This is a genomic window from Microlunatus parietis (assembly GCF_013407955.1).
GTDB lineage: Bacteria > Actinomycetota > Actinomycetes > Propionibacteriales > Propionibacteriaceae > Microlunatus > Microlunatus parietis.
Window position 1 is genome coordinate 4,763,885 of the sequence record NZ_JACCBU010000001.1, and the last position, 25,246, is coordinate 4,789,130.

At 70.9% G+C, this 25,246-nt stretch carries 24 protein-coding genes and 1 riboswitch; of the genes, 10 read left to right on the forward strand and 14 right to left on the reverse strand.

The annotated features are described in order from the left end of the window. Positions 1-29 precede the first annotated feature (29 nt). Positions 30-515 (forward strand): CarD family transcriptional regulator, encoded by a 486-nt coding sequence (locus BKA15_RS22905; protein WP_179754700.1) that lies wholly within the window; start codon positions 30-32, stop codon positions 513-515. Between the two features lie 45 nt (positions 516-560). Beyond that, positions 561-1,034 (forward strand): 2-C-methyl-D-erythritol 2,4-cyclodiphosphate synthase, encoded by a 474-nt coding sequence (gene ispF / locus BKA15_RS22910; RefSeq protein ID WP_179754702.1) that lies wholly within the window; start codon positions 561-563, stop codon positions 1,032-1,034. Positions 1,035-1,046: 12 nt separating this feature from the next. Here ispF and BKA15_RS22915 read toward each other — a convergent pair whose 3' ends face one another. The 3 genes from BKA15_RS22915 to BKA15_RS35780 all read right to left on the reverse strand — a co-directional run bounded on the left by BKA15_RS22915 (position 1,047) and on the right by BKA15_RS35780 (position 5,566). After that, complete coding sequence (locus BKA15_RS22915; protein ID WP_179754704.1) at positions 1,047-3,386, reverse strand: protein kinase family protein; 2,340 nt, start codon at positions 3,384-3,386, stop codon at positions 1,047-1,049. Beyond that, positions 3,383-4,396, reverse strand: coding sequence for a patatin-like phospholipase family protein (locus tag BKA15_RS22920; RefSeq protein ID WP_281385304.1), 1,014 nt, complete (start codon positions 4,394-4,396; stop codon positions 3,383-3,385). Before BKA15_RS22920 ends, BKA15_RS22915 begins: the two co-directional genes overlap by 4 nt. Positions 4,397-4,504: 108 nt before the next feature. Further along, positions 4,505-5,566, reverse strand: coding sequence for a neutral zinc metallopeptidase (locus tag BKA15_RS35780; protein ID WP_179754709.1), 1,062 nt, complete (start codon positions 5,564-5,566; stop codon positions 4,505-4,507). A 122-nt stretch (positions 5,567-5,688) separates the two neighbouring features. On the opposite strand from BKA15_RS35780, the gene BKA15_RS22930 reads away from it, so the two are divergent. Both BKA15_RS22930 and BKA15_RS22935 read left to right on the forward strand, forming a co-directional pair. Further along, positions 5,689-7,407, forward strand: coding sequence for a DUF2207 domain-containing protein (locus BKA15_RS22930; RefSeq protein ID WP_179754710.1), 1,719 nt, complete (start codon positions 5,689-5,691; stop codon positions 7,405-7,407). 27 nt (positions 7,408-7,434) lie between these two features. Continuing rightward, positions 7,435-7,647, forward strand: coding sequence for a hypothetical protein (locus BKA15_RS22935; protein ID WP_179754712.1), 213 nt, complete (start codon positions 7,435-7,437; stop codon positions 7,645-7,647). On the opposite strand, the gene BKA15_RS22940 is transcribed toward BKA15_RS22935, so the two are convergent. After that, entirely contained in the window at positions 7,644-8,768 is a 1,125-nt protein-coding gene (locus BKA15_RS22940; RefSeq protein ID WP_179754714.1) for a 5-aminoimidazole-4-carboxamide ribonucleotide transformylase, read from the reverse strand. The genes BKA15_RS22935 and BKA15_RS22940 overlap by 4 nt on opposite strands. 21 nt (positions 8,769-8,789) lie before the next feature. Then, positions 8,790-8,867: riboswitch (ZMP/ZTP riboswitch) on the reverse strand. A 22-nt stretch (positions 8,868-8,889) separates the two neighbouring features. Then, entirely contained in the window at positions 8,890-9,984 is a 1,095-nt protein-coding gene (locus BKA15_RS22945) for a winged helix DNA-binding domain-containing protein (RefSeq protein ID WP_218871537.1), read from the reverse strand. A gap of 118 nt (positions 9,985-10,102) precedes the next feature. On the opposite strand from BKA15_RS22945, the gene BKA15_RS22950 reads away from it, so the two are divergent. After that, on the forward strand, positions 10,103-10,543 hold the full coding sequence (locus BKA15_RS22950) for a YciI family protein (protein ID WP_179754718.1): 441 nt from the start codon (positions 10,103-10,105) through the stop codon (positions 10,541-10,543). A gap of 2 nt (positions 10,544-10,545) precedes the next feature. Beyond that, positions 10,546-11,775, forward strand: coding sequence for a sigma-70 family RNA polymerase sigma factor (locus BKA15_RS22955; RefSeq protein WP_312879218.1), 1,230 nt, complete (start codon positions 10,546-10,548; stop codon positions 11,773-11,775). On the opposite strand, the gene BKA15_RS22960 is transcribed toward BKA15_RS22955, so the two are convergent. The 3 genes from BKA15_RS22960 to BKA15_RS22970 form a co-directional block, all read right to left on the reverse strand. Continuing rightward, positions 11,750-13,357: a carbohydrate ABC transporter permease gene (locus tag BKA15_RS22960; RefSeq protein WP_179754720.1), complete on the reverse strand. Its 1,608-nt coding sequence runs from the start codon at positions 13,355-13,357 to the stop codon at positions 11,750-11,752. The two genes, BKA15_RS22955 and BKA15_RS22960, sit on opposite strands and share 26 nt — an antisense overlap. 41 nt (positions 13,358-13,398) lie before the next feature. Then, positions 13,399-14,868 (reverse strand): glycine hydroxymethyltransferase, encoded by a 1,470-nt coding sequence (locus tag BKA15_RS22965; RefSeq protein WP_179754722.1) that lies wholly within the window; start codon positions 14,866-14,868, stop codon positions 13,399-13,401. 64 nt (positions 14,869-14,932) lie between these two features. Continuing rightward, positions 14,933-15,472: a hypothetical protein gene (locus tag BKA15_RS22970; protein ID WP_179754724.1), complete on the reverse strand. Its 540-nt coding sequence runs from the start codon at positions 15,470-15,472 to the stop codon at positions 14,933-14,935. A 178-nt stretch (positions 15,473-15,650) separates the two neighbouring features. Between BKA15_RS22970 and BKA15_RS22975 the strand changes: the two genes are divergently transcribed. Both BKA15_RS22975 and BKA15_RS22980 read left to right on the forward strand, forming a co-directional pair. Next, complete coding sequence (locus BKA15_RS22975) at positions 15,651-16,811, forward strand: MFS transporter (protein ID WP_179754726.1); 1,161 nt, start codon at positions 15,651-15,653, stop codon at positions 16,809-16,811. 63 nt (positions 16,812-16,874) lie between these two features. After that, positions 16,875-17,531 carry a VOC family protein gene (locus BKA15_RS22980; RefSeq protein WP_179754728.1) on the forward strand — a complete coding sequence of 219 codons (657 nt, stop codon included), beginning with the start codon at positions 16,875-16,877 and terminating at the stop codon, positions 17,529-17,531. Here BKA15_RS22980 and BKA15_RS22985 read toward each other — a convergent pair whose 3' ends face one another. Further along, positions 17,532-18,701: an epoxide hydrolase family protein gene (locus BKA15_RS22985; RefSeq protein ID WP_179754729.1), complete on the reverse strand. Its 1,170-nt coding sequence runs from the start codon at positions 18,699-18,701 to the stop codon at positions 17,532-17,534. Positions 18,702-18,763: 62 nt separating this feature from the next. On the opposite strand from BKA15_RS22985, the gene BKA15_RS22990 reads away from it, so the two are divergent. Then, positions 18,764-19,732 (forward strand): helix-turn-helix transcriptional regulator, encoded by a 969-nt coding sequence (locus BKA15_RS22990; protein WP_179754731.1) that lies wholly within the window; start codon positions 18,764-18,766, stop codon positions 19,730-19,732. On the opposite strand, the gene BKA15_RS37345 is transcribed toward BKA15_RS22990, so the two are convergent. The 5 genes from BKA15_RS37345 to BKA15_RS23015 form a co-directional block, all read right to left on the reverse strand. Continuing rightward, positions 19,662-20,063, reverse strand: a complete 402-nt coding sequence (locus BKA15_RS37345) for an RNHCP domain-containing protein (RefSeq protein ID WP_179754734.1) — start codon at positions 20,061-20,063, stop codon at positions 19,662-19,664. The two genes, BKA15_RS22990 and BKA15_RS37345, sit on opposite strands and share 71 nt — an antisense overlap. Before the next feature lie 419 nt (positions 20,064-20,482). Continuing rightward, positions 20,483-21,436: a 23S rRNA (guanosine(2251)-2'-O)-methyltransferase RlmB gene (gene rlmB / locus BKA15_RS23000; RefSeq protein WP_179754736.1), complete on the reverse strand. Its 954-nt coding sequence runs from the start codon at positions 21,434-21,436 to the stop codon at positions 20,483-20,485. Positions 21,437-21,442: 6 nt separating this feature from the next. Further along, positions 21,443-22,873: a cysteine--tRNA ligase gene (cysS, locus tag BKA15_RS23005; RefSeq protein WP_179754738.1), complete on the reverse strand. Its 1,431-nt coding sequence runs from the start codon at positions 22,871-22,873 to the stop codon at positions 21,443-21,445. Between the two features lie 17 nt (positions 22,874-22,890). Continuing rightward, a complete protein-coding gene (locus BKA15_RS23010) occupies positions 22,891-23,319 on the reverse strand; it encodes a MarR family winged helix-turn-helix transcriptional regulator (RefSeq protein ID WP_179754740.1) in 429 nt (142 codons plus the stop codon). Positions 23,320-23,351: 32 nt separating this feature from the next. Next, on the reverse strand, positions 23,352-23,945 hold the full coding sequence (locus BKA15_RS23015) for a TetR/AcrR family transcriptional regulator (RefSeq protein WP_312879220.1): 594 nt from the start codon (positions 23,943-23,945) through the stop codon (positions 23,352-23,354). Between the two features lie 146 nt (positions 23,946-24,091). Here BKA15_RS23015 and BKA15_RS23020 point away from each other — a divergent pair, with 146 nt between their 5' ends. Next, positions 24,092-25,234, forward strand: a complete 1,143-nt coding sequence (locus tag BKA15_RS23020; RefSeq protein ID WP_179754742.1) for an acyl-CoA dehydrogenase family protein — start codon at positions 24,092-24,094, stop codon at positions 25,232-25,234. Positions 25,235-25,246: the final 12 nt, after the last annotated feature.

Below are 25,246 nucleotides of genomic sequence, written 5' to 3' on the forward strand. Positions count from 1 at the left end.
TTGAGCCTGCGAAAGGGGTACAAAACAACATGACCTTTACAGTCGGCGAAACGGTGGTTTACCCCAATCATGGGGCCGCTGTCATCGAGGACATCGAAACCCGCCAAATCAAGGGCGAAGACAAGCTCTATCTGGTTCTGCGCATCGTCGGTCAAAACGATCTGGTTGTCCGGGTTCCGGCCTGCAACCTCGACCTCGTCGGCGTCCGTGACGTCGTCGACGCCGACGGACTCGAACGGGTGTTCAACGTCCTGCGGGCCCCACACACCGAGGAGCCGACCAACTGGTCCCGGCGTTACAAGGCCAACCTCGAGAAGCTGCACTCCGGCAACGTCATGAAGGTCGCCGAGGTCGTGCGTGACCTGTGGCGTCGCGAGCGTGAGCGTGGCCTCTCCGCCGGCGAGAAGCGGATGCTCGCCAAGGCTCGCCAGATCCTGGTCTCCGAACTCGCTCTGGCCGAGCGGGTCGAGGAGGACAAGGCGGAGATCCTGCTGGACGAGGTCCTCGCGTCCTGATCCAGCCGTAGTCATCGACAAATCCATCGCCCGTCTCCACTCGAGATGAACGTACGCACCGGTATTGGTGTCGACGTCCACCGTCTCGAGCGGGGGCGGGCGATGGCGCTTGCCGGGCTCCTTTTTCCCGATGAGCCGGCCGGCCTGCACGGCCACTCCGACGGTGACGTGGCCGCCCACGCGGCCTGTGATGCGCTGCTCGGCGCGGCCGGCCTGGGCGACCTCGGCTCCAACTTCGGCACCGACCGGCCCGAGTGGAGCGGCGCCGGCGGCGTCGCGTTCCTGACCGAGACGGCCCGCCTGGTCCGTGCCGCCGGCTACGAGATCGGCAACGTCGCCATCCAGGTGATCGGCAACCGGCCCAAGCTCGGCCCGCGCCGCGCGGAGGCCGAACAGGTGCTCGGGGCCGCCGTGGGTGCCCCCGTCTCCGTCTCCGGTACGACCGCCGACGGCCTGGGGCTCACCGGCCGCGGCGAGGGCATCGCCGCCGTCGCCACCGCCCTGATCTACGTCCCCTGACGCGCCTCACGATCACGAGATCTTGAGGCCGGAGGGATGCGTCTCGCCGGCGTCTCGGCGCGGAACGACCGCAGCGTCGGCCCCGGCGGCCAGCCGCACATGGCGGATCCGCTCGGCGGCGATGCACGCGCGGCCCAGGCCGGCCCGGATCCCCGGTCCCTGGATGCTGCACTTGACGACGTACAGCTGAACGACGTTCACGAGAGCGATCAGCGCGATGTAGACGGGCGCGTCCTGGGCGAGTCCGAACTGCAGCAGGATCGCAATCGTCCAGAGCATGACGGCGTAGAGCACGTTGCCGGGAATCCAGGCGCGGAACGTGCTGATCCCGCTGATCCGGCTGGGGACCGTCGACAACTTCAGGTCGCCGGCTTTGCGGACCACGGCCTGCCCGAACGACGCGGTCAGCCAGTTGCAGATCGTCACCAGCGTCATGCCGGCTGCCACGAACCAGGCCCACCACAGCGGCTGGATGAGCAGGATCGGCAGCACCACGACGAGGCACGCGACCGTCGTCATCCGCATGGCGATCTCTGCCGCGATGGCGTGGATGCCGAGCCTGCCGGCGCCGCGCCCGAGCGTGAGCGGCGAGGCGCTGGCGAACAGGCTCTGGTAGTACTTGACGCCGATCAGCGTGAAGGTGATCGCCAGGACGCCGAAGATCACCGGAGGCGTACCGGCCGGGAAGCCGTACCCGGGAGCCCTCAGCTGGTCGACGACCGGAAACTCGTCCGGCCCGGCGCCGAACAGCCGCTGCAGCGCGACGATGAAGTCGTTGTCCCAGTCCCACCCGACCGTTCGCCGGATCCAGATGCTGATCAACACCATGGTCAGGGTCGCCAGGACCGCCGCCAGCACCGAACACAGGAACAGCCAGCCCTGCCAGGGCTCGGTCTCCCGGCCGGCGTTCTGCCGCCGCCGCTCGAGCCACAGCCGGCCGAGCCGCCCGACCGTACCGAAGAACGGGTCGGCCAGCGCCGCGAAGTCCGACCACCACCGCCGTCCCGACACACCGGTCCGGGCAGCCGCGAGTTCGTTGGTCAGGTCGGTCCACAGCTGCTCGTACGGCAGGCCGTCCGATCCCTGCCGGGCGCGGAACAGCAGCAGCCGCTGCTCCGGCTCCGCGTCGATCAGGTCCTCGACGAACCGGGCGATCAGCGGAGTCTGCGCGTAGAACGGCTCCGGCACGTGCCCGCCGGTCGCGGGTGAGCCGCAGCCGAGCAGGACGATCAACTGGCCCAGTGAGTACAGGTCGCTGCGGCCGAACCCGTCGTCGGACTCCCCCTCGCCCGAGGGCTGGTCCTCCCGGTCGCGGATCTCGGGCGCGACGTACTCCGCATCGACGCCACCATGACCCGGCATCTTGCGGAGGTAGAGATAGTTGACGCCGAGGTCGACCAGCCGCAGTTTCTCCAGGCCGTCCCGTTGCTCGACCATGATGTTCGACGCCGTGAGATCGCCGTGGTGCTTGCCGAGCCGCTTCAGGTCGCCGAGCGCCCGGAACAACTCGCTGCCGAACTTCTCGATCAGGTCGAGCCTGATCTCGGACGTGGCGGTCAGCTCGTTCGAGCGCTGCTGCGGGAACTCCAGGTCGAGGCGTTCGGCGAGTGTCTGGCCGGGGACGAAGTCCATCAGGATCCAGCTGCCGGAGCTGGCCCAGACACTCACCAGGTGTTCGAGATCTCCGGCCGGCGGGTTGAACTCGGCGGCGTAGTCGCGGGTGGCCCGAGCGATCGTCGGGATCCGCAGGAACGGATAGATGATCAGCTTCAGCGCGAACGACGGCAGCCGCCCGTGCGTGACGTCCCGGAGCCGGCCCGACAGGATGATCGAGGTCGTGCCGTGCCGGTGGAACCGCAGCGTGTCGACGTCGAAGCCGTCCCATTCGCGCAGCACGGCCGGGTCGGTGGACTCGGTCAGCTGAGGCGCGTACAGCTCGCGCAGGGCCGCTTGGACGGCAGGGGTCTTGACCAGCCGATGGCAGGTCTCCGAGCAATCGGTGTGCTCGACCGTTCCCGGCCTGCCACCGTCGCGGTTGCCCCAGGGAGCGCGGCGGAGTTCGGAATGACGCAGGGCGAGCAGGGTGATCAGCAGGACACCGACGTAGCCGTGGACGTGTTCCGGGTGGCGGTCGCCGAACCGCCGGCACCAGCCGTCCAGCGTCGTGATCGCGACGTCCCAGGAGATCTCCAGTTGGGAGGCGAACGTACTGCTGTCGATCGGGAGGTCGAGCAGGACGTCCCGCCAGTCGTACGCGGACCACCGCAGCACGACGTCGTCGAGGGCGAGATCGGGCGCATCACGGTGGACCCGCTGAATGGCCTGGAAGAGCGTTCTGGTGTCGTAGATCACAGCCGGCTGTCCCCCTCGGTCCGAGTGAACCGGACGGCGGTGCGCAGGACCTCGGGGTCCTCGTCCTCGATCGCGGCCGTGAGCACGTTGTGGGCCCAGCGGCCGGCGGTGATCAGCCGCTCGGCGCGCAGCTCGTACGGAGTGACGCTCGGCATGCCCGGCAGCAGGGCGATGTCGAGCACGTACGGCGGCTGGTCCGGCGACCGGCTCCAGTCCAACAACGCCGGCCGGTCCTGGCGGTAGTCGCGCATCGCGAGGGCGTTCGCCTCGGCCAGGCCCGGCTCGAGCTGGTCCAGCCGCCACCGCCAGAAGGACCGAGTCAGGGGGAGTTCGAAGCTGCTCGCGTCGATCGGGCGGGAGCTGAGCGACAGCACGTGGGTGCAGCCGTCGGCGAGGGCCATCCGGTACGGGTGCACGGTGAGGATCGACCCGTCGATCGCCCGCTTGCCGCGGAAGGTGGCCGTACCGCGGACGGCGACCGGTAGCCAGGTGGTCGCCCGCAGCGCATCGACCAGGTCCTGCTTCGACTCGAACCCCGAGACGACATCCGTGCGCAACTCGTCGACCAGCGTCAGCGCGACGTGCAGTGGCACCTTCGAGTCGAGGACACTGTCGTAGTCGAGCGGCTCGAGCTCGCCGAGCACGGTGTCGAACGCGTAATCGAGGTCGAGCACGTCACCGGTGAAGAACCGCCGCGCGTCGACGAACCGTCGCGTGCGGAGGTGGTTCCAGTAGATCTGCAGCGGGCGCCAGATCCCGCCACCGATGAAGCTCGCCGCGTTCATCGCGCCGGACGACGTGCCGTAGACCGCGTCGAATGCGCGGTGCAGACCGAGATCCTCCAGGGCGGCGAGCATGGCGCCGGTGATCACTCCGCGCATGCCGCCGCCTTGGATCGCGAGGCCGACCCGATAGGGATCGGCGCGCTCGGCTGCCAGATCGCCACGCTGACGGCGGGATCGCAGGACCTCCAGCACGGGATGGTGTGGAGACCAGTAACCGCCGGCCATCTACGTCCCCCACAGCGTCGTCGCGTGTTGTGCCTCTGGACAACCCAGATTATCGGAGGCGACGACCACCCGGCCGCAGCCGAGCAGGATCGATCGGGCTCGGCTGGGTCAGCGGACGAGCTTCTCGTCGGCGACGTACGTGTTGCAGGTGGCGACCTGGCTGCTGCCGAGGCCCTGGTTGGCCCAGTAGAGGCGGGAGACGGCGAGGCCGTGGTTTCCGCCGCCGTTGGCGTACTTGTCGCTCAAGGAGTCGTCGCCGATGGACCGGTAGGTCTCCTCGATGCCCTCGAGGTCGGACTGGTTGATGTCGAGCGAACGGGACACGGAGCGCAGGAACATCGACGACAGGCAGTCGGCCTGGACCTCGATCCGCCGGCTCATCTGCAGCTCCTGCTGCTCGTCCTTGGACTCGGCACCGAGCGCCTTCGCGGAGATCAGGATGTTGGTCCGGGCCTGGAGGGCGTGGGCGAACTCGTGCGCGATGATGATGTAGGCGACCCACTCGTTGTCCCCCACCGCCGGCAGCGCCCGGACCAGCTGGTTGGAGAAGTAGACCTGCTGGTCGGCACCGCAGTAGGCGGCGTTGACCGGGATCTCGCCGCACTTGGTCTTGATCTTCTCGCCGTACACGGTGACGGACGGGCGGACGATCACCCAGCCGGCACTGGTGACCGGCGGTTCCCAGACCCGGACCAGGCAGGCCATGAGTTCGTTCAGGTGCTTCTCGAGTTCGGCGTCGTCGGCGGCGGTGACGTCGATCGGTCCCTCATCGCAGCGGACGGGGATCGGCACGTCCTGGTCGTAGAACGGGTTCTTCTCGATCGCGTCCGTGGCCTCCTCCACCGTCTGCGGCTGGGGCAGGGCCGGCGGGTTCAGGTCGGGGTCGGGAACCTGGTAGGCCTCGTTCTGGTAGCCCGCCTGGCCCGGGTTGGCGATCAGCGTCACGACCAGCCCGATCGACGCGATCACCGCGAGCACGATCATCGCGCCGAGCAGCTTGGCCACCGGGCTGCTCTTGCGGCGGGCGGCGGGGGCCTGCGGCTGCCCGTACGGCGTGAAGCCGCTCGGCGCCCCGAATCCGGGCCGGGCCGAGGGCTGCGCGCCAGGCCAGGACTGCTGGCCGAGTGGTCGTTGGCCGGGCGACGGGGCTCCCCACTGCGGTTGCGTCACGGCGGCCACGATAGTCGGCGCGGGCGTCCGGCGCGACGACCCGACCTGGTCCGGACCGCAAATCCGGGCGCGCCGCGGGGTCCACGTCGCGAGGAACCTCGTTTGATGGGAGGCTGTACCGCGTGTTGAGATCACCGCGTGCCGGGCGCCTGGTTCGGCTGACCGTGTTTCCGCTCCTGCTGGCGGCTCTGGCCGTGGCCCTGCTGGCTGGCCCGCTGGCCCAGCCGGCCCGCGCCGAGGGCACCGCGTCGTCGATGGACGTCCAGGCCGACCTCGGCCTCGACGGCGTCCTGAACGTGCAGCAGAAGATCGTCTTCAGCGGTTCGGTGCCGGCCCAGGTCACCCAGCGGTTCGCGCTGCGGCAACCGTTGAAGCACGACACCGACCGTGAGCGGGTGCTGCAGATCGGCGGGTTCCGAGCCTTGGCCGGCGGCGCCGACGTCGCGGTCGCCGAGGACCGGGACAACAGGGCGGTCACGGTCACGCTGCCGACCAACGGGGCGACCGAGCTCGAGCTGAGCTACCAGGTCACCGGCGCGGTGATCGCCGCCGACTACGGCAGCAGTGCGCTGGACGTACGGCTGCTGCAGGGGCTGAGCCTCCAGGTCAACGAGTTCACCGCGACCGTGACGATCCCGGCGCAGCTCGCCAACATCGACTGCACCGCCGGCCCGCCCGGGTCCGAGGTGAGCTGTGACTTCGCCGCCGGCGGAACACACGACAACCCGAACCCGACCTTCCGGGACGGTCCGCGCGGCGAGAACGAGGAGGTCGCGGTCCGGGTCGACTTCGCGCCTGGGGCGATCGTGCCGAACGAGCAGATCGAGACCCGGTGGACCCTCGGCCGCGCGTTCACGGCCGGCCCGCTGCAGCTCGGCATCGCGCTGGCGCTGCTGGTTCTCGGCGGGATCGCGCTGTTCGCGTTGCACCGGATGGCCGGGGCCGACGCCGGGCCGGGCGGCCAGGTGGCCAAGGTGGGCGAGTTCGCGCCGGTCGGCGAGGGCGAGTCCGAGTTCCGCGTCGTCGGCGACATCCGGCCCGGCCAGGTCGGCACGGTCGTCGACGAGCGGGTCGATCCGATCGACGTGACGGCGAGCCTGCTCGATCTCGCGGTCCGGGGTCATCTGCGGATCACCGAGCTGCCGCGGGAGTCCGAGTTCGCCCGTACCGACTGGGTGCTGACCCGGCCCACGACCGCCGACGCCGGCACCCTGCACCCGTTCGAGGTGGAGTTGCTGGACGGCCTGGCCGCGCCCGGTGGGCAGATCAAGGTGTCCGAGCTGGGCGACAAGGTCCGTTCCTCGATCGACAGGGTCCAGGACAAGCTGTACGACCAGGTGGTCAGCAACGGCTGGTACGAGCGTCGGCCGGACTCGATCCGGAACCGGTGGACCCAGCTGGCCCTCGTCGGCCTCATCGTCGCCGTCGTGGCCACCGGCCTGTTGGCCGCGTTCACCACGTTCGGCCTGGTCGGGCTGGCGCTGGTGATCCTTGGCCTCGGCCTGGTCTTCGTGGCCCAGGAGATGCCGGCCCGGACCGGCAAGGGCGCGGCCGTCCAGGCCGGGCTGATGGCGCTCCGGTCGGACCTGCTGAGCCAGCCGACCGACCAGATGCCGCCCGGCCGGGAGCTGCGCGAACTGTCCGAGGTGCTGCCGTACGCGGTCGTGCTGGGCGGCGCCGAGCGGTGGCTGGACGCGATCGTCGCGACCGACGCCGACGAGGATCCCGACTCCACCGACCTGTCCTGGTATCACGGCCCGGACAACTGGCACCTGCGCGACCTGCCCGACTCGCTGCGCAACTTCATCGGCACCGTCGCGGGTAACCTGTTCGCCCGCTGATCATGATCACGATCGGGCTCGGCGGACGTGCTCCGGGCGGACACCGAGACCGATCACCCGGCTGAGCACCCACCGGACCGGCGGCAGCTGCAGGCGAGGGCCGGCACCCTGCGCGATTCGCTGGTCACCTGCCCGCGCGGACTGCGCGACGTGCTCGCCTGGCGGACCGGCTTCCCGGACGTGACGGTTCTGGTCGAGCTGATGCGCAAGATCCTGCTTCCCCTGCTCACCTCGGGTTAGTGGAGAAAGAGGCGGCGGCCGGTCCGGATCAGGGTGATGCCGTGCTCGGTGCAGGCCTGCTCGACCGTGTCCGCGGCCGTGGAGCCGCCTGGCTCGATGATCATGGTGGTGCCGATTCGGGCGGCGTGATCGACATTGTCCCGGAACGGGATCGCGCCGTCGTGGACCATGATCACCCGGTCCAGCCGGGCCAGCCAGGCGGCGCGGTCGGCCGTCATCGGGAGTCGGTCGCCGAGTTCGGCGTGCAACTGCCGGGCCTCGAGCGGGGTCGGGTCTCCGGCGGCCAGGGCCAGCTGCAGACTGAGCCGGTCCTGTCGGCGGGTTCCGGGCGGGCCGGTGATCGACCGGGTCGCCGGGTGGCGGCGGAACCACCAGGCGGACGCCTTCCCGACCGCGAGCCGGGTGCAGTCCACCCGGGACTGCTGACCGGCGGCGACTCCGATGGCGGCGCCGTCGCGGGCCGCGACCACCGTGTTGGACGGCGTGTGCCGGGCGGTGATCATGGCCAGCAGCGCGGTGTCGCGGTCGTCGGCTTCGAGGTGGGGCAACAGTTCGGGGCCGATTCCGTCGTGATCGGTCTGTTGGGTGATCATCAGCCCGCCGACCTGCCGGAGCTCCTCGGCCGGAATCGCCGCCTCGGAATCGGCTTCCATGATCAGGAAGGTTCCCCGCTTCTTGCGGCGCAGCAGTTCCACCGTTCCCGGCTGGTAGCCGGGAGCCACGATCCCGTCGCTGATCACGCCGCCGAGGAAACGGGCCAGTTCGAGATCGACGGGATCGGAGACGGCGACCAGATCACCGTAGCTGCTGCGCGGATCGGCGTCCCGGGCCCGCAGGTAGGCCGCCAGCACCGGGGTCGGTGCATCGCCGACCGGCCAGTTGTCCATGATCACGTCGTCCACCGGGCCGGCCGCGGCGGCACCGGCCGGGGCGACGTGCTTGATCGACGCGGCGACCGGCCGGCCCAGCCTGCGGCTGGCCTCGCTGACCAGCTGCCACCCGTTGTCGGCGTCCAGCAGATTGATCATGGAAGGCTCGCCGTTGATCATCCGGAACGGCGGTCGGCCGATCGGGGCGGCGGTCGCCTGCTGATGGGGATTGAGTCCGTACCTGAGCTGCATCGGGCACTCCTGGGGAGGTGCGCGAGAAGCCCAGGCGGACGACTTCTCGACCGGTGCTTCCCGATGGTGGCCCATCCGACGCCAGTCGCGGTGACGCTTGGAAGGTTACCCGTCCGGGACCTCAGGAGGCCAGGGCGACGCGGCCGGCCGTGCCGTCGCCGAGGAAGGCGGCGAGCGTCTCGGCCTCGGCGACGACCGCGGTTCGTTCCGGCTTCCGCAACGCGCGGAACGGGGCGATCTGGACCGTGACGCCGGACTCGGCGTCCCCGGTGCTGATCCAGGTGCCGGCGACCCGTCCGTCCACGAGCAGGAACCGGGCACCGGCCACGCTGTGGTGCTTGTGCTCGTCATCGATCATCCGGGACCGGTCGGCGAAGCCGAGGACGACGTTGTCGAAGGCGGGCAGGAATCGCGGCGGGGCGGGCCGGTCGGCCGGGATCAGTTCGGCGTCGGCGAGATCGAGCAGCTCGCGACCCCCCTCGTCGCGGTAACTGCGCAGCCGCAGCCGGAGCCGCTTGATCACCGCCGGCAGCCCGGCCAGCCCCGACCAGGCGCGGACATCGGAGCTGGTCGCCGGGCCGTACGCCGCCAGATAGCGCAGCACGAGCCCGTCCAGCACGTCGTCCGCCGGTACCGGCTCGGCGTCGCCGAGCCAAGCGGCCAGGGTCAGGTTGCGGGCCGCCGCCCGCTGTCCCCAGACGCCGCGCGGCGGCACCTGGACCAGCGGCACCACGACGCCGATCAGGTCGCTCAAGGCGGGGATCGGCACGTCCGGCCAGTCGGCGGCGACGGCGCGGGCCACCTCCGAGGTCGTCCGGGGCCGATCGAACCGGGGCGTTGCGGCGTCGGCGAGCCGGTCCAGGTCGAGGCCGCCGAGCTCCCGGGACCTCGCGGAGGCCGTACGCCGCACGATCATCGAATGGTGCACCGGCCGGAACCGCTGCGCGTCGGCCGCCGTGTGCAGGTGCAGGGTCCGCCGCATCATCACGGTTCGGACCGCCTCGCGCCGCTCCAGCAGCCCGACCAGTTCCGCCGGCGCGAACGCGGCGAGCCGGGACCACAGACCCACGTACGGTTCCAGGGGCTCCTGGGCCTGCAGGCCGACCAGCCGCTCGATCATCGTCGCGGCGGACTCGTCGGCGCGGTCCAGCAGGGCCTGGCGGGCCAGCGTGGTGCGGTTCAGCGTGGCACGGGAGACGGTCGTCGTTGCGGACACATCAGGCATCCTGCCCGGACTCGCCGACAATTCGCTGAGAGGATGTCGAAATGTCGTCGCCGGCCCCGTTCCCGGGGTGACGGTGCCGCCGGGCACCGCGCAACCAGAGGAGACCCCCGTGACCAAGTATCTGTTGATCGTGAACTTCGAGGGCGGCGCCGTGCAGGAGCCGATGGAGGAGTGGAAGCCCGAGGAGATCACCGCCCACCTCGACTACTACCGCCGGCTGAACGACCTGCTGACCGCCAGCGGCGAACTGGTCCGGCACGAGCTGTTGACCGGGCCGGACGTGGCCAAGGTGGTCACCTCCGACGGCACGACGCCGGTCGTCACCGACGGGCCGTTCACCGAGTTCAAGGAGTGGGTGGCCGGCTTCCAGGTCATCGACGTGGAGACCGAGCAGCGGGCGATCGAGATCGCCGCTCTGGTCTCGGCGGTGCCCGGGCCGGGCGGCAAGCCGACCCAGCAGCCGATCCAGCTCCGCCGGGTGATGGAGCAGGGCCCGGCGAACGCCGACGAGATGGTGGACTACCTGGCGACGGCGGACGGCCAGTCCTGACCGTGTCGGAGGCCCAGCCCGCGATCGAGGACCTGCTGCGAACGCTCGCGCCGCAGGTCCTCGGCGCGCTCATCCGGCGGTACGGGGACTTCGACGGCGCCGAGGACGCGGTGCAGGAGGCCATGATCACCGCGCTGGAACGGTGGCCCCGCGACGGCGTACCGGAGCATCCGCGCGGCTGGCTGATCACCGCGGCGAGCCACCGGCTGATCGACCGGTGGCGCAGCGAACTGGCCCGCCGGGAGCGGGAGGAACAAGATCAGCGGCGCACCGTAGACGACGCCGAGGTGGCCGGCACCGACGACACGCTCACCCTGCTGTTCCTCTGCTGCCATCCCGCCCTGACCCCGGCGTCCGCGATCGCCCTCACCCTGCGTGCGGTCGGCGGCCTGACCACCGACGAGATCGCCCGGGCCTTCCTGGTCCCGTCGGCCACGATGGGGCAGCGGATCTCGCGGGCCAAGGGCAAGATCAAGAGCGCCGGCGGCCGGTTCGTCCCGCCGACGCCGGAGGAGCGGCCGGCCCGGCTGAGCTCGGTGCTCCGGGTGCTCTACCTGATCTTCACCGAGGGACACACTGCGACCGCCGGCGACCGGCTGCACCGGGTCGACCTGAGCGACGAGGCGATCCGGCTGGCCCGGCTGCTGCGCGGCCTGCTGCCGGAGGACGGCGAAGTGGCCGGGTTGCTCGCCCTGCTGCTCCTGGTCGACGCCCGCCGCGCCGCCCGGATCGGCCGGGATGGCCTGCCGATCCCGCTGGCCGAGCAGGACCGCAGCCGCTGGGACCGGAAGTTGATCATGGAGGGTCGGCAGCTGCTGGACGAGGTGTTCGGCCGGCGTCCGGTCGGCGAGTACCAGCTGCAGGCCGCGATCGCCTCGCTCCATGATCACGCGCCGACCGCGGCGGCGACCGACTGGCCGCACATCGTCGCCCTGTACGGAGCCCTGGAGCGGATCACCGCCAGCCCGGTGGTGACCCTGAACCGAGCGGTTGCGGTGGGCCAGGTGGACGGGCCGCGGGCCGGGCTGGCCGTGGTCGACGACGTGGCCGAAGTGCTGGCCGGGCAGCAACGCCTGTATGCGGTCCGGGCTCACCTGCTGGAACAGGCCGGTGATCACCAGGCCGCCCGGGCCGACTACCTGGAGGCGGCCCGGCTGGCCACCGGAGAACCGGAACGGCGCTTCCTGGTGCTGCGCGCGTCCTGGCTCAACGCGGGGCGACCGGAGGTGTAGTCGCCGGGGCCGTGGTTGGTGCGCTCGGAGCCGGCCGGCCGGTGGCCAGCCGCAGCCGGTCCAGGCACAGCGCCTGGATCGCGATCGAGGCGAGCCCGAGCACGACAATCAACGGCAGCGGTGTGCTGAGCGCCTGGGGCAGATCGCCGGCGCCGGAGAACTGACGCTGGTTGCGAGCCATCGCGAGCAGCACCGGCCCGGTCATCGAGTCCGGCCGGGTGCCGCTGACGTAGCCGATGATCAGGTCCTGTGCCTGGATCACCCAGAGCAGCACGAACGTGGTCAGCGTCCCGCCCAGCACCGGTGCGAGCGCCGCCCCGGCCGGCGCGCCGCTGTCCCGGAGCCGGCGCGCGCCCGCGAACAACAGCGTGAACCCGACCACGGCCGGGATGTTGATCATGGCCTGGGGGAGCAGCCCCGGGAAGGTGTTGAGCAGGCCGAGGGTACGCAGGAAGTCGAAGTGCTGCAGCGCCAGCAACCCCGGTCCGACCAGCAGCCACGGCGCGAAGATCAACAGCGCCCACTCGCTGGCTCGGCCCAGCGGGCGCAGGGCGCCGAGCCCGAAGCCTGCGGCGAGGGCGACGACGAGTTGGATCAGCGCGCCGAGCAACGGCGGCAGCCAGGTGTTGATCACCGCGCCGGCCGGCAGGTCGGGCGACACCGGACGCGCGCTGCCCGCCAGCCAGGGCACGATCAGCACGATCGTGATCACCAGGAACACCCCGGCGACGCCCAGCCCGACCCAGCCCAGGCCCGATCCGCGGTCCGGGGTCCCGGGCGGATCGATCTCCACCCGGAGCCGCGCCACCAGGATGATCAACACCGCGAGCAGCCCGAACAGGCCGGTGAACAGTCCGGTCACGACCGCGACCGCGGCGCCGCCGCCGAACTGCATCTGCATGAAGCCGAGCACGAAGCCCAGGATCAGCGGGGTCTCCGTGCTGTGGTTCGGGCCGCCCGCCGTGAGGACGTACGGAACCGCGAACAGCTGCATCGCCAGCCCGAGCCCGACCGCCAGCGTCAGCGCTGCTGTGGCCAGCCAGGTGGCCGGGCCGGAGGCCGACCGCCAGGCCGCGATCGAGACCAGCGCCGCCGCCGCACCGGCCGTCGCGAGCACCGAGACTGTGACGATGCCGGCGAGCGCGAGTCCGGCGGTGCCCGGATCGGCGAAGGCCCGCGTGTCGAACGTCAGAGCGACCCCGACCGGCGCGTAGCACACGAGCAGCAGGCCGAGCATGCCGCGGGTGATCAGCCGCACCGGCCTGGTGCCGCGGGCCACCAAGGGCCCGACGGCCAGCCCGACGACGATCGCGATCAGGATCGCCGGCCCGGTGAAGATCAGCGCCCGCGGCAGAGTCGCCACGATCTCCGGCAGCAGCCGCTCGTAGAACTCCAGTCCGACGAACTGGTCGGCACGCGCTCGGAGCGGATTGACCTGCTGCAGGCTCATGATCAACGTCCGGATCGAGGGCACCACCAACTGGACCAGCCACAAGATCAACGCCGGGATGATCAAGAGCGCCCCGATCACCCGCTGGGTGGGCGTGATCGTGCTGCGAACCGGGGCCGTCGTCGGATTCATGACGCCTGACCCTAGCCGAGCCGGGTGGCCCGGCGGCGACCTCAGAGTTCCAGGCCGGGGTACAGCGGGTGCTTGTCGAGCAGTTCCCCGGACGCCGCCTTGGTACGGTCGGCGACGCCGTCGGCGAGCACGTACTTCGCCTTGCCCGGGGCGCCCGACTTCGTGGCGGCCGGCTGGGTGTTGGTCAGCACGTCGACCACCAGTTCCGCCACCCGGTCGAACTCCGCCGTGCCGAACCCGCGGCTGGTCAGCGCCGGCGTGCCCAGCCGGACCCCCGACGTGTACCAGGCGCCGTTCGGGTCGCTCGGCACCGAGTTCCGGTTCGTCACGATGCCCGCGTCGAGCAGCGCCGACTCGGCCTGCCGCCCGGTCAGCCCCATCCCGGAGACGTCGAGCAGCACCAGGTGGTTGTCGGTGCCGCCGGTGACGAGCTTCGCGCCGCGGCGGAGGAACCCGTCGGCCAGCGCCTTGGCGTTGTCGGCGACGTTCTGGGCGTAGGTCTGGAACTCGGCGGTCCGGGCCTCGGCCAGCGCGACCGCCTTGGCCGCCATCATGTGCGACAGCGGGCCGCCGAGCACCATCGGGCAGCCGCGGTCCACCGAGTCCGCGTACTCCTTGGTGGCCAGCACCAGTCCACCGCGCGGGCCGCGCAGCGACTTGTGGGTGGTCGTCGTGGTGAGGTGCGCGTGCGGCACCGGATCCTCGTCGCCGGTGAACACCTTGCCCGCGACCAGGCCGGCGAAGTGGGCCATGTCGACCATCAGCGTCGCCCCGACCTCGTCCGCGATCTCCCGCATGGTGGCGAAGTTGACCCGCCGCGGGTAGGCCGAATAGCCGGCGATCAGCACCAGCGGCTTGAACTCCCGCGCCGCAGCCCGGACCGCGTCGTAGTCGAGCAGCTGGGTCTCCGGGTCCGTGCCGTACGAGCGCTGGTGGAACATCTTGCCGGAGATGTTGGGCCGGAACCCGTGGGTCAGATGGCCGCCGGCGTCGAGCGACATGCCCAGCGCCCGCTGCTCGCCGAAGGCCCGGCGCAGCTTCTCCCAGTCCTGCTCGGACAGGTCGTACACCGTCTTGGCGCCGTGGTCGGCCAACGTCGGCGTCTCGACCCGGTGGGCCAGGATCGACCAGAACGCGACCAGGTTCGCGTCGATGCCGGAGTGCGGCTGCGCGTAGGCGTACTCGGCGCCGAAGAGCTCCCGGGCGTGCTCGGCGGCCAGCGCCTCGACCGTGTCGACGTTCTGGCAGCCCGCGTAGAAGCGGTGCCCGACCGTGCCCTCGGCGTACTTGTCGGAGAACCAGGTGCCCATGGTCAGCAGCACCGCCGGCGAGGCGTAGTTCTCCGACGCGATCAGCTTGAGCGAGGCCCGCTGGTCGGCGAGCTCGGCCCGGGTCGCGTCGGCGATCCGCGGTTCCACCTGTTCGATCACCGACAGGGCGGCGCGATAGGCCGTCGACGCCTGCTCGGCGTACTCGCTCGAGTTCGTGGTGGGCGCGAACACATCGGTCATGCGGCAGGTCTCCTCGGCTGGATCGGCAGTGCCTGCTCAGGGTATCGCTGCCCACCACGGCGTCTCACCGCCCCGACAGGGCACGGACAGCCTGCTCGACCCTGACGGATCGCGCGGTCCGGCGCAGCTCGCGGGTGTCGACCGACTCGGGGTTGCCGGAGACCCGAACCGCGACGCCCGGCTCGACCAGCCAGAACAGTTCGTCGTCGTCACCGAAGCCGGGCCCGTCCGGGTGCACGTACGGCAGCGTCGCCCAGCCGTCCGGGTCCCGTTCCAGCCAGTTGATCAAGAACGCCCGGACCGCGGCCGGGTCGGTGAACGTCGGGCTGCGCATGATCACCACCTGGAGATCGACCCGGTAGCCGCCGTCCTCGGCCGGGCCGGACTCCCAGACCCGGGTCCGGAAGTGGACCTCCTCCCATTCGGACTCGAAGTCGGTGACCAGGTCACCGGCGCCGGGCGGCACCCAGCCGATCCGGAAGCCGTCCAGCCAGCCCGGCGGCAGCGAGCGAGGCGGGCTCGCGGCACCGGCCGTCAGGGCGCCGGTGAACAGCAGGGCGAGGGTGGTGAGTGCGCCGACGACGGCAGCAGGGAAGCGATGCATGGGGATTCCTTTTCATGATCAACACCGCGGCCGGACGACCGCAGCGGGACCATCGTGGGCGACGATCCGAGGTTTGTCGCCGGCAGAAAAAGTCTGTGGATAACGAAATTCGTAGGCCTCGATCTGTGGACAACCCGGCCGTCGGCCGCCGGGGAACCCACTGAGAGACTTCTGCATCATGGGACCCGACACCCGCCGCGATCTGGTGGCGACGTTCGTCTGCTTCGGTCTGCTCGGGCTCGTCTCAGGGACCTGGTTCTCCCGGATCCCGGCCGTTCGTGATCATCTCCAGGCCGACCTGCAGACGGTCGGTCTGGTGCTCGTCTGTCTCGGGATCGGGGCCTTCGCCAGCATGCCGTTCGGCGGCCGGCTGTCCCGCCGGTTCGCCAGCCGACGGGTGTGCCTGGTGGCCGGGCTGGTGCTGGCCGTGATCTACGCTGCGTTGCCGCTGGTCACGTCGCCGGTCGCGTTCGGGGCGGTGCTGCTGCTGGCGGGAGCGGCGACCGGGTTGGTCGAGGTGATGCTCAACGTGCACGGCGCCGACGTCGAGCGCGCCGTCGGCCGGTCCGTGATGCCGGCCCTGCACGGACTGTGGAGCGGCGGGCTGCTGCTCGGGTCGGCGCTCGGCGCGGCGGTCGCCGGCCTCGGGCTCTCGTTCGGTCCGCACTTCTGGATCGTGTTGCCGATCTTCGCCGTCGCCAACACCGTCGGGACCCTGTTCTGGCGTGATCATCGCGCTCCGGTACGGGACGGTCGGCGGGTCCGGCCGAGTGCGAAGGCGATCTCGCTCCCGGTGATCTTGCTGGCCGTGATGCTGCTCTTCTCCAACGTCGGCGAGGGTTCGGCGTCGGACTGGCTGGCGCTCTATGCGCACGACGAGCGCGGCTTCAGCGAGGGCGCGGCGGCCGCGGCGTTCACCTGCTACAGCCTGATGATCACCGTCGGCCGGTTGACCGGCGGGTACGTGCTGGACCGGCTCGGCCGGGTGCCGACGCTGCGGCTGTGCGGCGTGATCACCGCGGCCGGCGTGGCCACCGTGCTGTTCCTGCCCTCGCCGGCCGGGCCGTTCCTGGGGGCCGGCCTGTGGGGCCTGGGGCTGTCGGTGGTGTTCCCGGCCGCGATCACCGCCGCGGGCGAGCACGGCCGGGACAACTCCGCCGGCGCGATCTCGGCCGTCGCGACGCTCGGCTTCGGCGCGTTCCTGACCGGGCCGCCGTTGATCGGGCTGCTGGCGCAGCGAACGTCGATCGGGACGGCGCTCGGCCTGGTCGGGCTGCTGGCGCTCGGCGTGACCGCCCTGGCCGGGCTCGCGGCCGGCTCCCGTACCAGAAGGGAGTGACAGTTTCTCGGCCCCAGTTCGATGGGGAACGGACTGTCAGAGCCGTGTGCCAGGTTCTGATCCATGGATGTTCTGGACAACGAACAGCTCCGGGCCGAGGAACTGACCGACTGGCGCAAGCTGGCCCAGCGGTTGCACGCGCGGTATCGGGCGCCGGACGCCCGTGCCGCCGGCCGGGCCGCCGCGGACTTCCTCGCGCTCGATGGCGCCGGCGACCGGCTGGAGGTGCGGTTGTTCGGCGCGGTGCTCGACCTGGCCCTGTGTGACCGAACCGAGGGGAGACGGGTCACCCGGCGCGAGGTGGAGCTCGCTCGCGCCGTCAGCCGGCTGGCCGGTGATCACGAGCTGGTCGCGCAGCCGGCCGAGGTGACCCAGCTCGAGCTTGCGCTGGACACCGCGAACCGTTCGGCACTCGCACCGTTCTGGGCGGCGCTGCTCACCGGTGACGGCGACGGTACGGTGCGCGACGAGGTCTTCGATCCGACCGACCGGGTGCCGTCGCTCTGGTTCCAGAACACGGATGATCATGATCCGCCGCGGCAGCGCTGGCACCTCGACCTCTGGCTGGCGCCGGAGTCGGCCGAGGCGCGGATCGCCGCAGCGGTCGCTGCCGGCGGCACGGTGGTGGACGACGACAACGCCCCGTCGTTCACCGTGCTCGCCGACCCCGACGGAAATCGGGTCTGCGTCTGTACGTCGCTCGCCCGGGAGGACGGATGATCAGGGGCGAAGGGCCCCGACGAACGCGCGCAGGTCCGCGAGCAGCAGCTCCGGCTCCTCCAGCGCCGCGAAGTGCCCGCCGCGGTCCGGGACGTCCGTCCAGCGGACGATCGTGTGCTCCGCCTCGGCGTACCTGCGGATGCCCACGTCGTGCGCGAAGACGATCACCGCGGTCGGCACCCCGGACGGCTGCGGCGGTTCGCCCCAGGCCGAGCCGTCCAGCGCATAGCCGACATAGGCGGCCGACCCTGCGGTCCGGGTCAGCCAGTAGAGCATCACGTTGGTCAGCAGCCGGTCCCGGTCGATGATCGCGTCCGGCAGCGTGGTCCGCGGATGCGTCCACTGCCGGAACTTGTCGATGATCCAGGCCAGTTGACCAACCGGAGAGTCGGACAGCGCCGCGCCGATCAGCTGCGGGCGGGTGCTCTGGATCGAGATGTAGCCGAACTCCTCGTTCATGAAGGCGCTCACCCGGGCGAGCCGGTCGCGTTCCAGGTCGGTCAGCTGCGCGCGTTCCTCGTCGCTCACGTTCCAGGGCATCCCGGCATTGCCGTTCAGGTGGACGCCGATCACCCGGTCCGGCGCCTGCCGGGCCACCTCGGGCGACACGGCCGCGCCGATGTCGCCGCCCTGGGTGACGAACCGCCGGTAGCCGAGCCGATCCATCAGCTCGACCCAGGCGCGGGCGATCTGGGCGACGTCCCAGCCCGGCCCGGCCAGCGGGGAGGAGAAGCCGAAGCCGGGCAGCGACGGGATGACGACGTGGAAGGCGGGCCCGCCGGGGGCTCCGTGCCCGTCCGGGTCGGTCAGCGGATCGATCACGTCGAGGAACTCGACGATCGAGCCGGGCCAGCCGTGGGTGAGCAGCAGCGGCAGCGCGTCCTCCCGCTCGGACCGGACGTGCAGGAAGTGGATCGGCTGGCCGTCGATCACGGTCCGGAACTGCGGCCGGGCGTTCAGCTTGGCCTCCTCCGCGCGCCAGTCGTAGCCGTCCCGCCAGTGCTCGACGAGTTCCTTCAGGTACGCCAGCGGCACGCCGGTGTCCCAAGCGTCGCCGGGCAGCGGCTCCGGCAGCCGGGCCAGCTCGAGCCGGCGCCGCAGATCGTCCAGCTCGGCCTGCGGGACCTCGATCGTGAAGGGGTGGATGGCGCGGTCGCTCTCGTTGTTCATGACTCCATGGTTCCGGTCCACCCGGACAGGTTCGGTCCGGAATTGCTGGAAGAATTCGGACCATGTTGGAGACCTCCGGCCGGCTGCTGCGGCTGCTCGCCCTGCTTCAGTCCCGGCGGACCTGGCTGGCCGCCGAGCTGGCCGATCGGCTCGAGGTCACCGACCGTACGGTCCGCCGCGACGTCGACCGGCTGCGCCGGCTCGGTTATCCGGTCAGCGCGCTGCCCGGGGTCCGCGGCGGCTACCAGCTGGGGGCCGGCGCTGAGCTGCCGCCGCTGCTGCTCGAGGACGATGAGGCGATCGCGGTGAGTGTCGGGCTGCAGCAGGCGACGGTGGCCGGTCTGGCCGGACTGGACGAGGCAGCGATCCGGGCGTTGATCAAGCTCAAGCAGGTGTTGCCGTCGCGGCTGCGTCGCCGGGTGGACACGATCTCGAAGGGGATCGGGGCGCTGCCGGGCGGCGGACGATCGGCGGATCCGGAGCTGCTGCTCGACCTGGCCCGGGCGGTCGAGGAGCATGACCAGCTGCGGCTGACGTACCGGCGGCATGACGGCACGGAGATCCGGCGCACCGTGGAGCCGTACCGGGTGCTGCACGCCGGCCGCCACTGGTACCTCTACGCCTGGGACCTGGACCGGTCGGACTGGCGTACCTTCCGGCTGGACCGGCTCGGGCTGCGGACCCCGAACGGACCGAAGTTCGTCCCCCGCCCGCTTCCGGACGATCTGGAGCACGACCTGGTCCGCGGCATCACCACCAGTGGGTACCGCTACCAGTGCCGGCTGCTGGTCGAGGCCTCCGCGGAACGGGTCCGCGAGGTGTTCGGGCCGACCGTCGCCGCAGTCACCTCGCTCCCGGACGGCCGCTGCGAGGTGACGACCGGCTCGGCCTCGCTGACCGAGATCGCGGTCTACGTCGGCCTGCTCGAGGCCGAGTTCACGGTGCTTGAACCGGCGGAACTCACCGACGCGGTGGCCGCCGTCGCCGGCCGCCTCGCTCGAGCGGCGAGTCGTTCGGGGCCGCTCCGCTGATCGGGTTCGGCAGCGCCGAGGCCTGAACATCGGCGACGGCCAGAGCGCAGTCGGGCTGCATCGGGTCGTCGACGGCGAGCCGGTTGGTCGACTCGACGCCGCAGGTGAGGCATCGGTGGACGACGGCGAGCCTCTTGCCGCGCGGCTGGACGAGCCGGACCGGGCGCATCGGGCCACCGCAGTCGGCGGCGCGGTCGCCCGGGCGGACGTCGACGTGCACCGACCACAGGCACTGCGGACAGTGGTTGCGATAGCTGCCGCCGGCGAGCGGGCGAACCCCGGCGCCGCAATGGGCGCAGGTGAAGGACTGGTTTTCGCATTCGCGAGACACTCTGCCGCTCCGCGGTCGAAGGAAAACGACTGCGAAGGCGGAGGGTTCCGTTGGTTCTTCCCCGGAAGCGGGGTGCCGGGCTGGACGAGAGAGGGACGCGATTCACCGCCCGCTGCTGGGGCGATTACTTCCGGTTCCTGCTTCACCGCCACGTTCAAACGATCGAACGCGTACGGATCCGAACCTCTGTCAGGTTTGAGAACTGTCCTGACCACTGTCCATCAGCGCAGGCCAATGGCCACCGGTAGGTGTCATCTCGTCGCACCGGCCTCGGCGTCGTCCCCTCTCAGCAGGTGCAGCGACGGGAATCCATCGCGACTCCTCCTCTGGGATGTCGGAATGCATGGCCGGACCAAGATCATTCTCCTACGTGAGCATGCCGACACTGTGCCCTTGCGGCGGGCGAGCGCGCAACGCGTTTACGAGCGGGACAGCTCGTACAGCGCGATCCCGGCGGCAACCCCCGCGTTGAGGGACTCGACGTCGGCCGCGATGGGGATCGAGGCGATCACGTCGCAGGCCTCCCGGACCAGCCGGGACAGCCCGGCGCCCTCGCCGCCGATCACCAGCATGGTCGGGCCGCCGGCGTTGTCACCGGTCAGCTCGGCGATCGACGCCTCGCCGCCCGCGTCGAGACCGACCAGGGTGACCCCGGCCTCGGAATAGGCCCGCAGGGCCCGGTTGAGGTTCGTCGCCCGGGCCACCGGGAGCCGGGCCGCGGCGCCGGCGGAGGACTTCCAGGCGGCGGCCGACATGCCGGCCGCGCGGCGTTCCGGGATCAGCACGCCCTGGGCGCCGAACGCCGCCGCCGACCGCACGATCGCGCCGAGGTTGCGGGGGTCTGACACTCCGTCCAGCGCCACGGCGAGGCCGCGGTCGCCGGCGTCCAGGACTTGCTCCAGCAGGTCGTCCGGATGCGCGTAGTTGTACTCGGGCAACTGCAGCGCGACGCCCTGGTGCACGGCGTCGGCGGTCAGCCGGTCCAGTTCGGACCGGCTCACCTGGAGCAGCGGCAGATGCTGTTCGGCGGCGAGCCGGAGGATCTCCCGGAGCCGGTCGTCCCGGTCCGCGCCGTCGGCGATGTAGCCGGTCTTCACCGGCACGCCCGCCTGCAGCGCCTCCAGCACCGGGTTGCGGCCGACCACCCAGTCGGCGCCGCCGGACCGCTTCCGGTCCGGGCCGCGGTCCGGCCGCCCGGCCTGGGCCCGGTTCCGGGCCAGCTTCGCCTTGTGCGCGGGGTGGTACGGACGGTCCTCGGCCTTCGGCGTCGGGCCCTTGCCCTCGAGGCCGCGCCGGACCCGGCCGCCGGAGCCCGCGGTACGTCCCTTGCCCTTGCGCCGCACGGCTCCCTTGCGTTGGCTGTTGCCCGGCATCTGTCCTCAGTCCTCCGTCGGCGTCGTGGGTGCGGCGGCCCGCAGGGTCCACCGGGTCCCGTCGGGTGTGTCGGTCAACTCGACCCCGAGACCGGTCAGCGACGAGCGGATCGCGTCCGCTGCCGCATAGTCCTTGCGCCCCCGGGCCTCGGCGCGCTGCTTGATCAACTCGGCCACCAGACCGTCGATCACCCGGCGATAACGGTCCTGATCACCAGGAGCCGCACCCCAGATCGGGTCGTCCGCCGCCAGCCCGAGCACGGCGAGCATGCCGCGCACCTGGCCGGACAGCTGGGCCACCTGATCAAGATCACCGGCCGTGATCGCGGAGTTGCCGTCCCGGACGGTGTTGAAGATCACCGCGACGGCGCCGGCCGTACCAAGATCATCATCCATCGCGGCGGCGAACTCGTCCGGAACCTGATCTTCGACCGGACCGACCAGCTCGGCGGCCCGTTCGACGAAATGATCGATCCGGGCCAGCGAGGCGGCCGCCTCGCCGACCGACGCGTCCGCGTACTCGATCGCGGACCGGTAGTGCGGCTGCACAAGGTAGAACCGCACCGCCCGCGGCGAGTGCCGCTTGATCACCTCCGAGACCAGCGCACCGTTGCCGAGCGACTTGCTCATCTTCTCGCCGGCCGCGGTGACCCAGGCGTTGTGCATCCAGATCCGGGCGAACTTCTGGCCGGCCGCGGTCGACTGGGCCAGTTCGTTCTCGTGGTGCGGAAAGCGCAGGTCGAGCCCGCCGCCGTGGATGTCGAACTCGTCGCCGAGGTACTTGCCGGCCATCGCCGAGCACTCGATGTGCCAGCCGGGCCGGCCGCGACCCCACGGGGTCGGCCAGGACGCGGTGGCCGGCTCCTCGGGCTTGTAGCCCTTCCAGAGTGCGAAGTCGCGCGGGTCCCGCTTGCCCGGGAAGTCGTGATCGGGGTCGGGTTCCATGTCCTCGATCCGCTGTCCGGACAGGGAGCCGTAGTCCGGCCAGGACCGGACGTCGAAGTAGACGTCGCCGGAGCCGTCCGCGGCCGGGTAGGCGTGCCCGCGGTCGATCAGCGCGGTGATCAACTCGATCATCTCCGGGATGTGCCCGGTCGCCCGCGGCTCGTACGTCGGCGGCAGGCAGCCCAGCGCCGCGTACGCGTCGTGCAACTCCCGCTCGAAGCGGTACGCATGCGCGAACCAGGGCCGCCCGGCCTCGGCGGACTTGATCAAGATCTTGTCCTCGATGTCGGTGACGTTCGCGATCACGGTCACCTCGAACCCGCGGTACGTCAGCCAGCGCCGCAGGACGTCGAAGTTGACCTCCTTGCGGATGTGGCCCAGGTGCGGCGCACTCTGCACGGTCAGCCCACAGTGGTAGATCGAGACCTTCCCGGGTTCCACCGGGTCGAAGGCCCGGATCTGCCGGGTAGCCGAGTCGTAGAAGCGAAGCACCCGCCAAGCTTAGTGGCCTAGTGGCGGCGCAGAGACATCAGTTTCAGCATCACGGCGAGCCCCTCCCGGAGCTTGGCTCGGTCCGCCTCGGAGAGTTCGGCGAGATACGGCTCGACGTTGGTGCCGAGCTGGTGCCGCATCGCCTGCATCTGGCGGCGCCCCTCGTCGGTCGCGGTGATCACCCAGACCCGGGCGTCCGCGGCGTCGGTGTCGCGGCGGACCAGCCCCTCGGCCTCGAGCCGCTTCACGTGGTTGGTGATGGTCGGCTGGGAGGACCGTTCCAGCGCGGCGAGGACGCTGATCCGGGTCGGCCCGTTGTCGATCAGCCGGGCCAGGATCCGGGCCGACGCGAGACTCAGGGAATAGCCGTCCTTGGGCGTCCACCGCATGATCCGGGCCGAGGTGGTGACCAGGTCCTCGCCCAGTTGATGCAGGTCGTCGTCCATGCCCGAAGCGTAATTGGCCGAGTGCCCGCCCACTACCGTCGTACGGCAGCCACCACGAGCCGGGCCAGCTCCGTGTACGCGGCGGCGTCGGACAGCCGGGTCGACGCCTGGATCTCGCCGCTGGTGATCCGCTGCATGGTGGCCGCGATCACCTCGGCGATGAACGCTGTCGGAACGTTGCGGAACGCGCCGGCTCGCCGGCCGTCGTCGATCAACTCCCGGACCCGCTGCGCCGCAGCCTCGGTGTTGCGCTGATAGATCTCGCGGGCCGGCCGGAACGCGGCGACATCGTCGTGGAACTCTCGCGACGCCGGAGCCAGGGCCGCGGCCACCGCCTGCAGGTAGGCCACCACTCGGCGGGCGGGCTGGCGGACTCGGCGGATCGCCGCCTCGACCTGTTCCGTCGCCGCGCGGAAGAACTCCCGTACCGCCAGCGTTGCCAGCTGTTCCTTGCTCTGCGCCAGCGTGTAGAGGGTGCGCTTGGAGCAGCGCAGCCGGGCAGCGAACTGATCCATCGTGAAGGTCGAGAAACCCTCGGCGAGGACCAGCCGAACGAGTTGATCGCGAAGCTGCCCCTGCCGCCGGGTCAGCTGGCGGGCGTGCGAGCCAGAGAGCAACGGGATCACTGAATCAGCCTACTCGGGAACTGATGCGGTACTGGCGTACTCTTCTCAGTACCGTTTGGTGAGAGGACGCCGGTCCGCTCGCCCAGCGCGCGAGGGATCCCAAGGGGCCCGTTCCCTTTGGTTCACACAAAGAGGAGCGATGCATCATGGCGGTGGAGCGGCTGCTGCCAACACCGGAGGCTGCGGACCTGGTCGGCCTGGTGGCGGAGATCGCCCGCGAGCAGTTGGCGCCGCGGGCGTCGGCGGCGGAGGAAGCGGGTGAGTTCCCGCGGGACGCGTTCCGGCTGCTTGGTGAGACCGGGCTGCTCGGAATGCCTTATCCGGAACGCTTCGGCGGCCTGGACCAGCCCTACGAGGTCTATCTGCAGGCGTTGGAGGAGGTCGCGGCGTCCTGGATGTCGGTCGGCGTCGGTGTCTCGGTGCATGTGATGACGTGTTCGGTGCTGGCGCGGCACGGAACGCCGGAGCAGATCGAGCGGTGGCTGCCGGAACTGATCAAGGGCGACCTGCTCGGGGCGTACGCGCTCTCGGAGGCGTCGGCCGGGTCCGACATCTCGGCGATGACCACCCGGGCCAAGCGGGACAACGGCGGCTACCAACTGGACGGCACGAAGGCCTGGATCAGCCATGCCGGGGTGGCCGACTACTACGTCACGTTCGCGCGGACCGGCGTGGATCCGAAGCGCGGGATCAGTTGCTTCCTGGTGCCGGCCGACGCGGTGGGCCTGAGCAGTGGAACGCCGGAACGCAAGATGGGACTGACCGCCTCGCCGACCGCCCAGGTCTACTTCGACGCGGTCCGGGTGGATGCGGACCGGCGGATCGGCGCCGAGGGCGACGGCATGCGGATCGCCTTGTCCGCCTTGGATTCCGGCCGGCTCGGCATCGCCGCCTGTGCGACCGGGTTGGCCCGGGCGGCCCTCGACTGTGCGGTCGGCTACGCCAAGGAGCGGGTCCAGTTCGGCCGGCCGATCGCCGAGTTCGAGGGACTGCAGTTCCTGCTGGCCGAGATGGCGGCGGCGGTCGACACGGCCCGCGCCACCTACCTGCACGCGGCCCGCAAGCGCGACGCGGGCCTCGACTTCACCCGCGACGCGGCGGTGGCCAAGCTGACCGCGACCGACGCGGCGATGCGGGTGACCACCGACGCCGTTCAGGTGCTCGGCGGCTACGGCTACACGCGTGACTTCCCGGCCGAGCGGTATATGCGGGAGGCGAAGGCGCCGCAGATCTTCGAGGGGACGAACCAGATCCAGCGCCTGGTGATCGCCCGCAACCTGCTGCGCTAGCCGGTTGTTCGG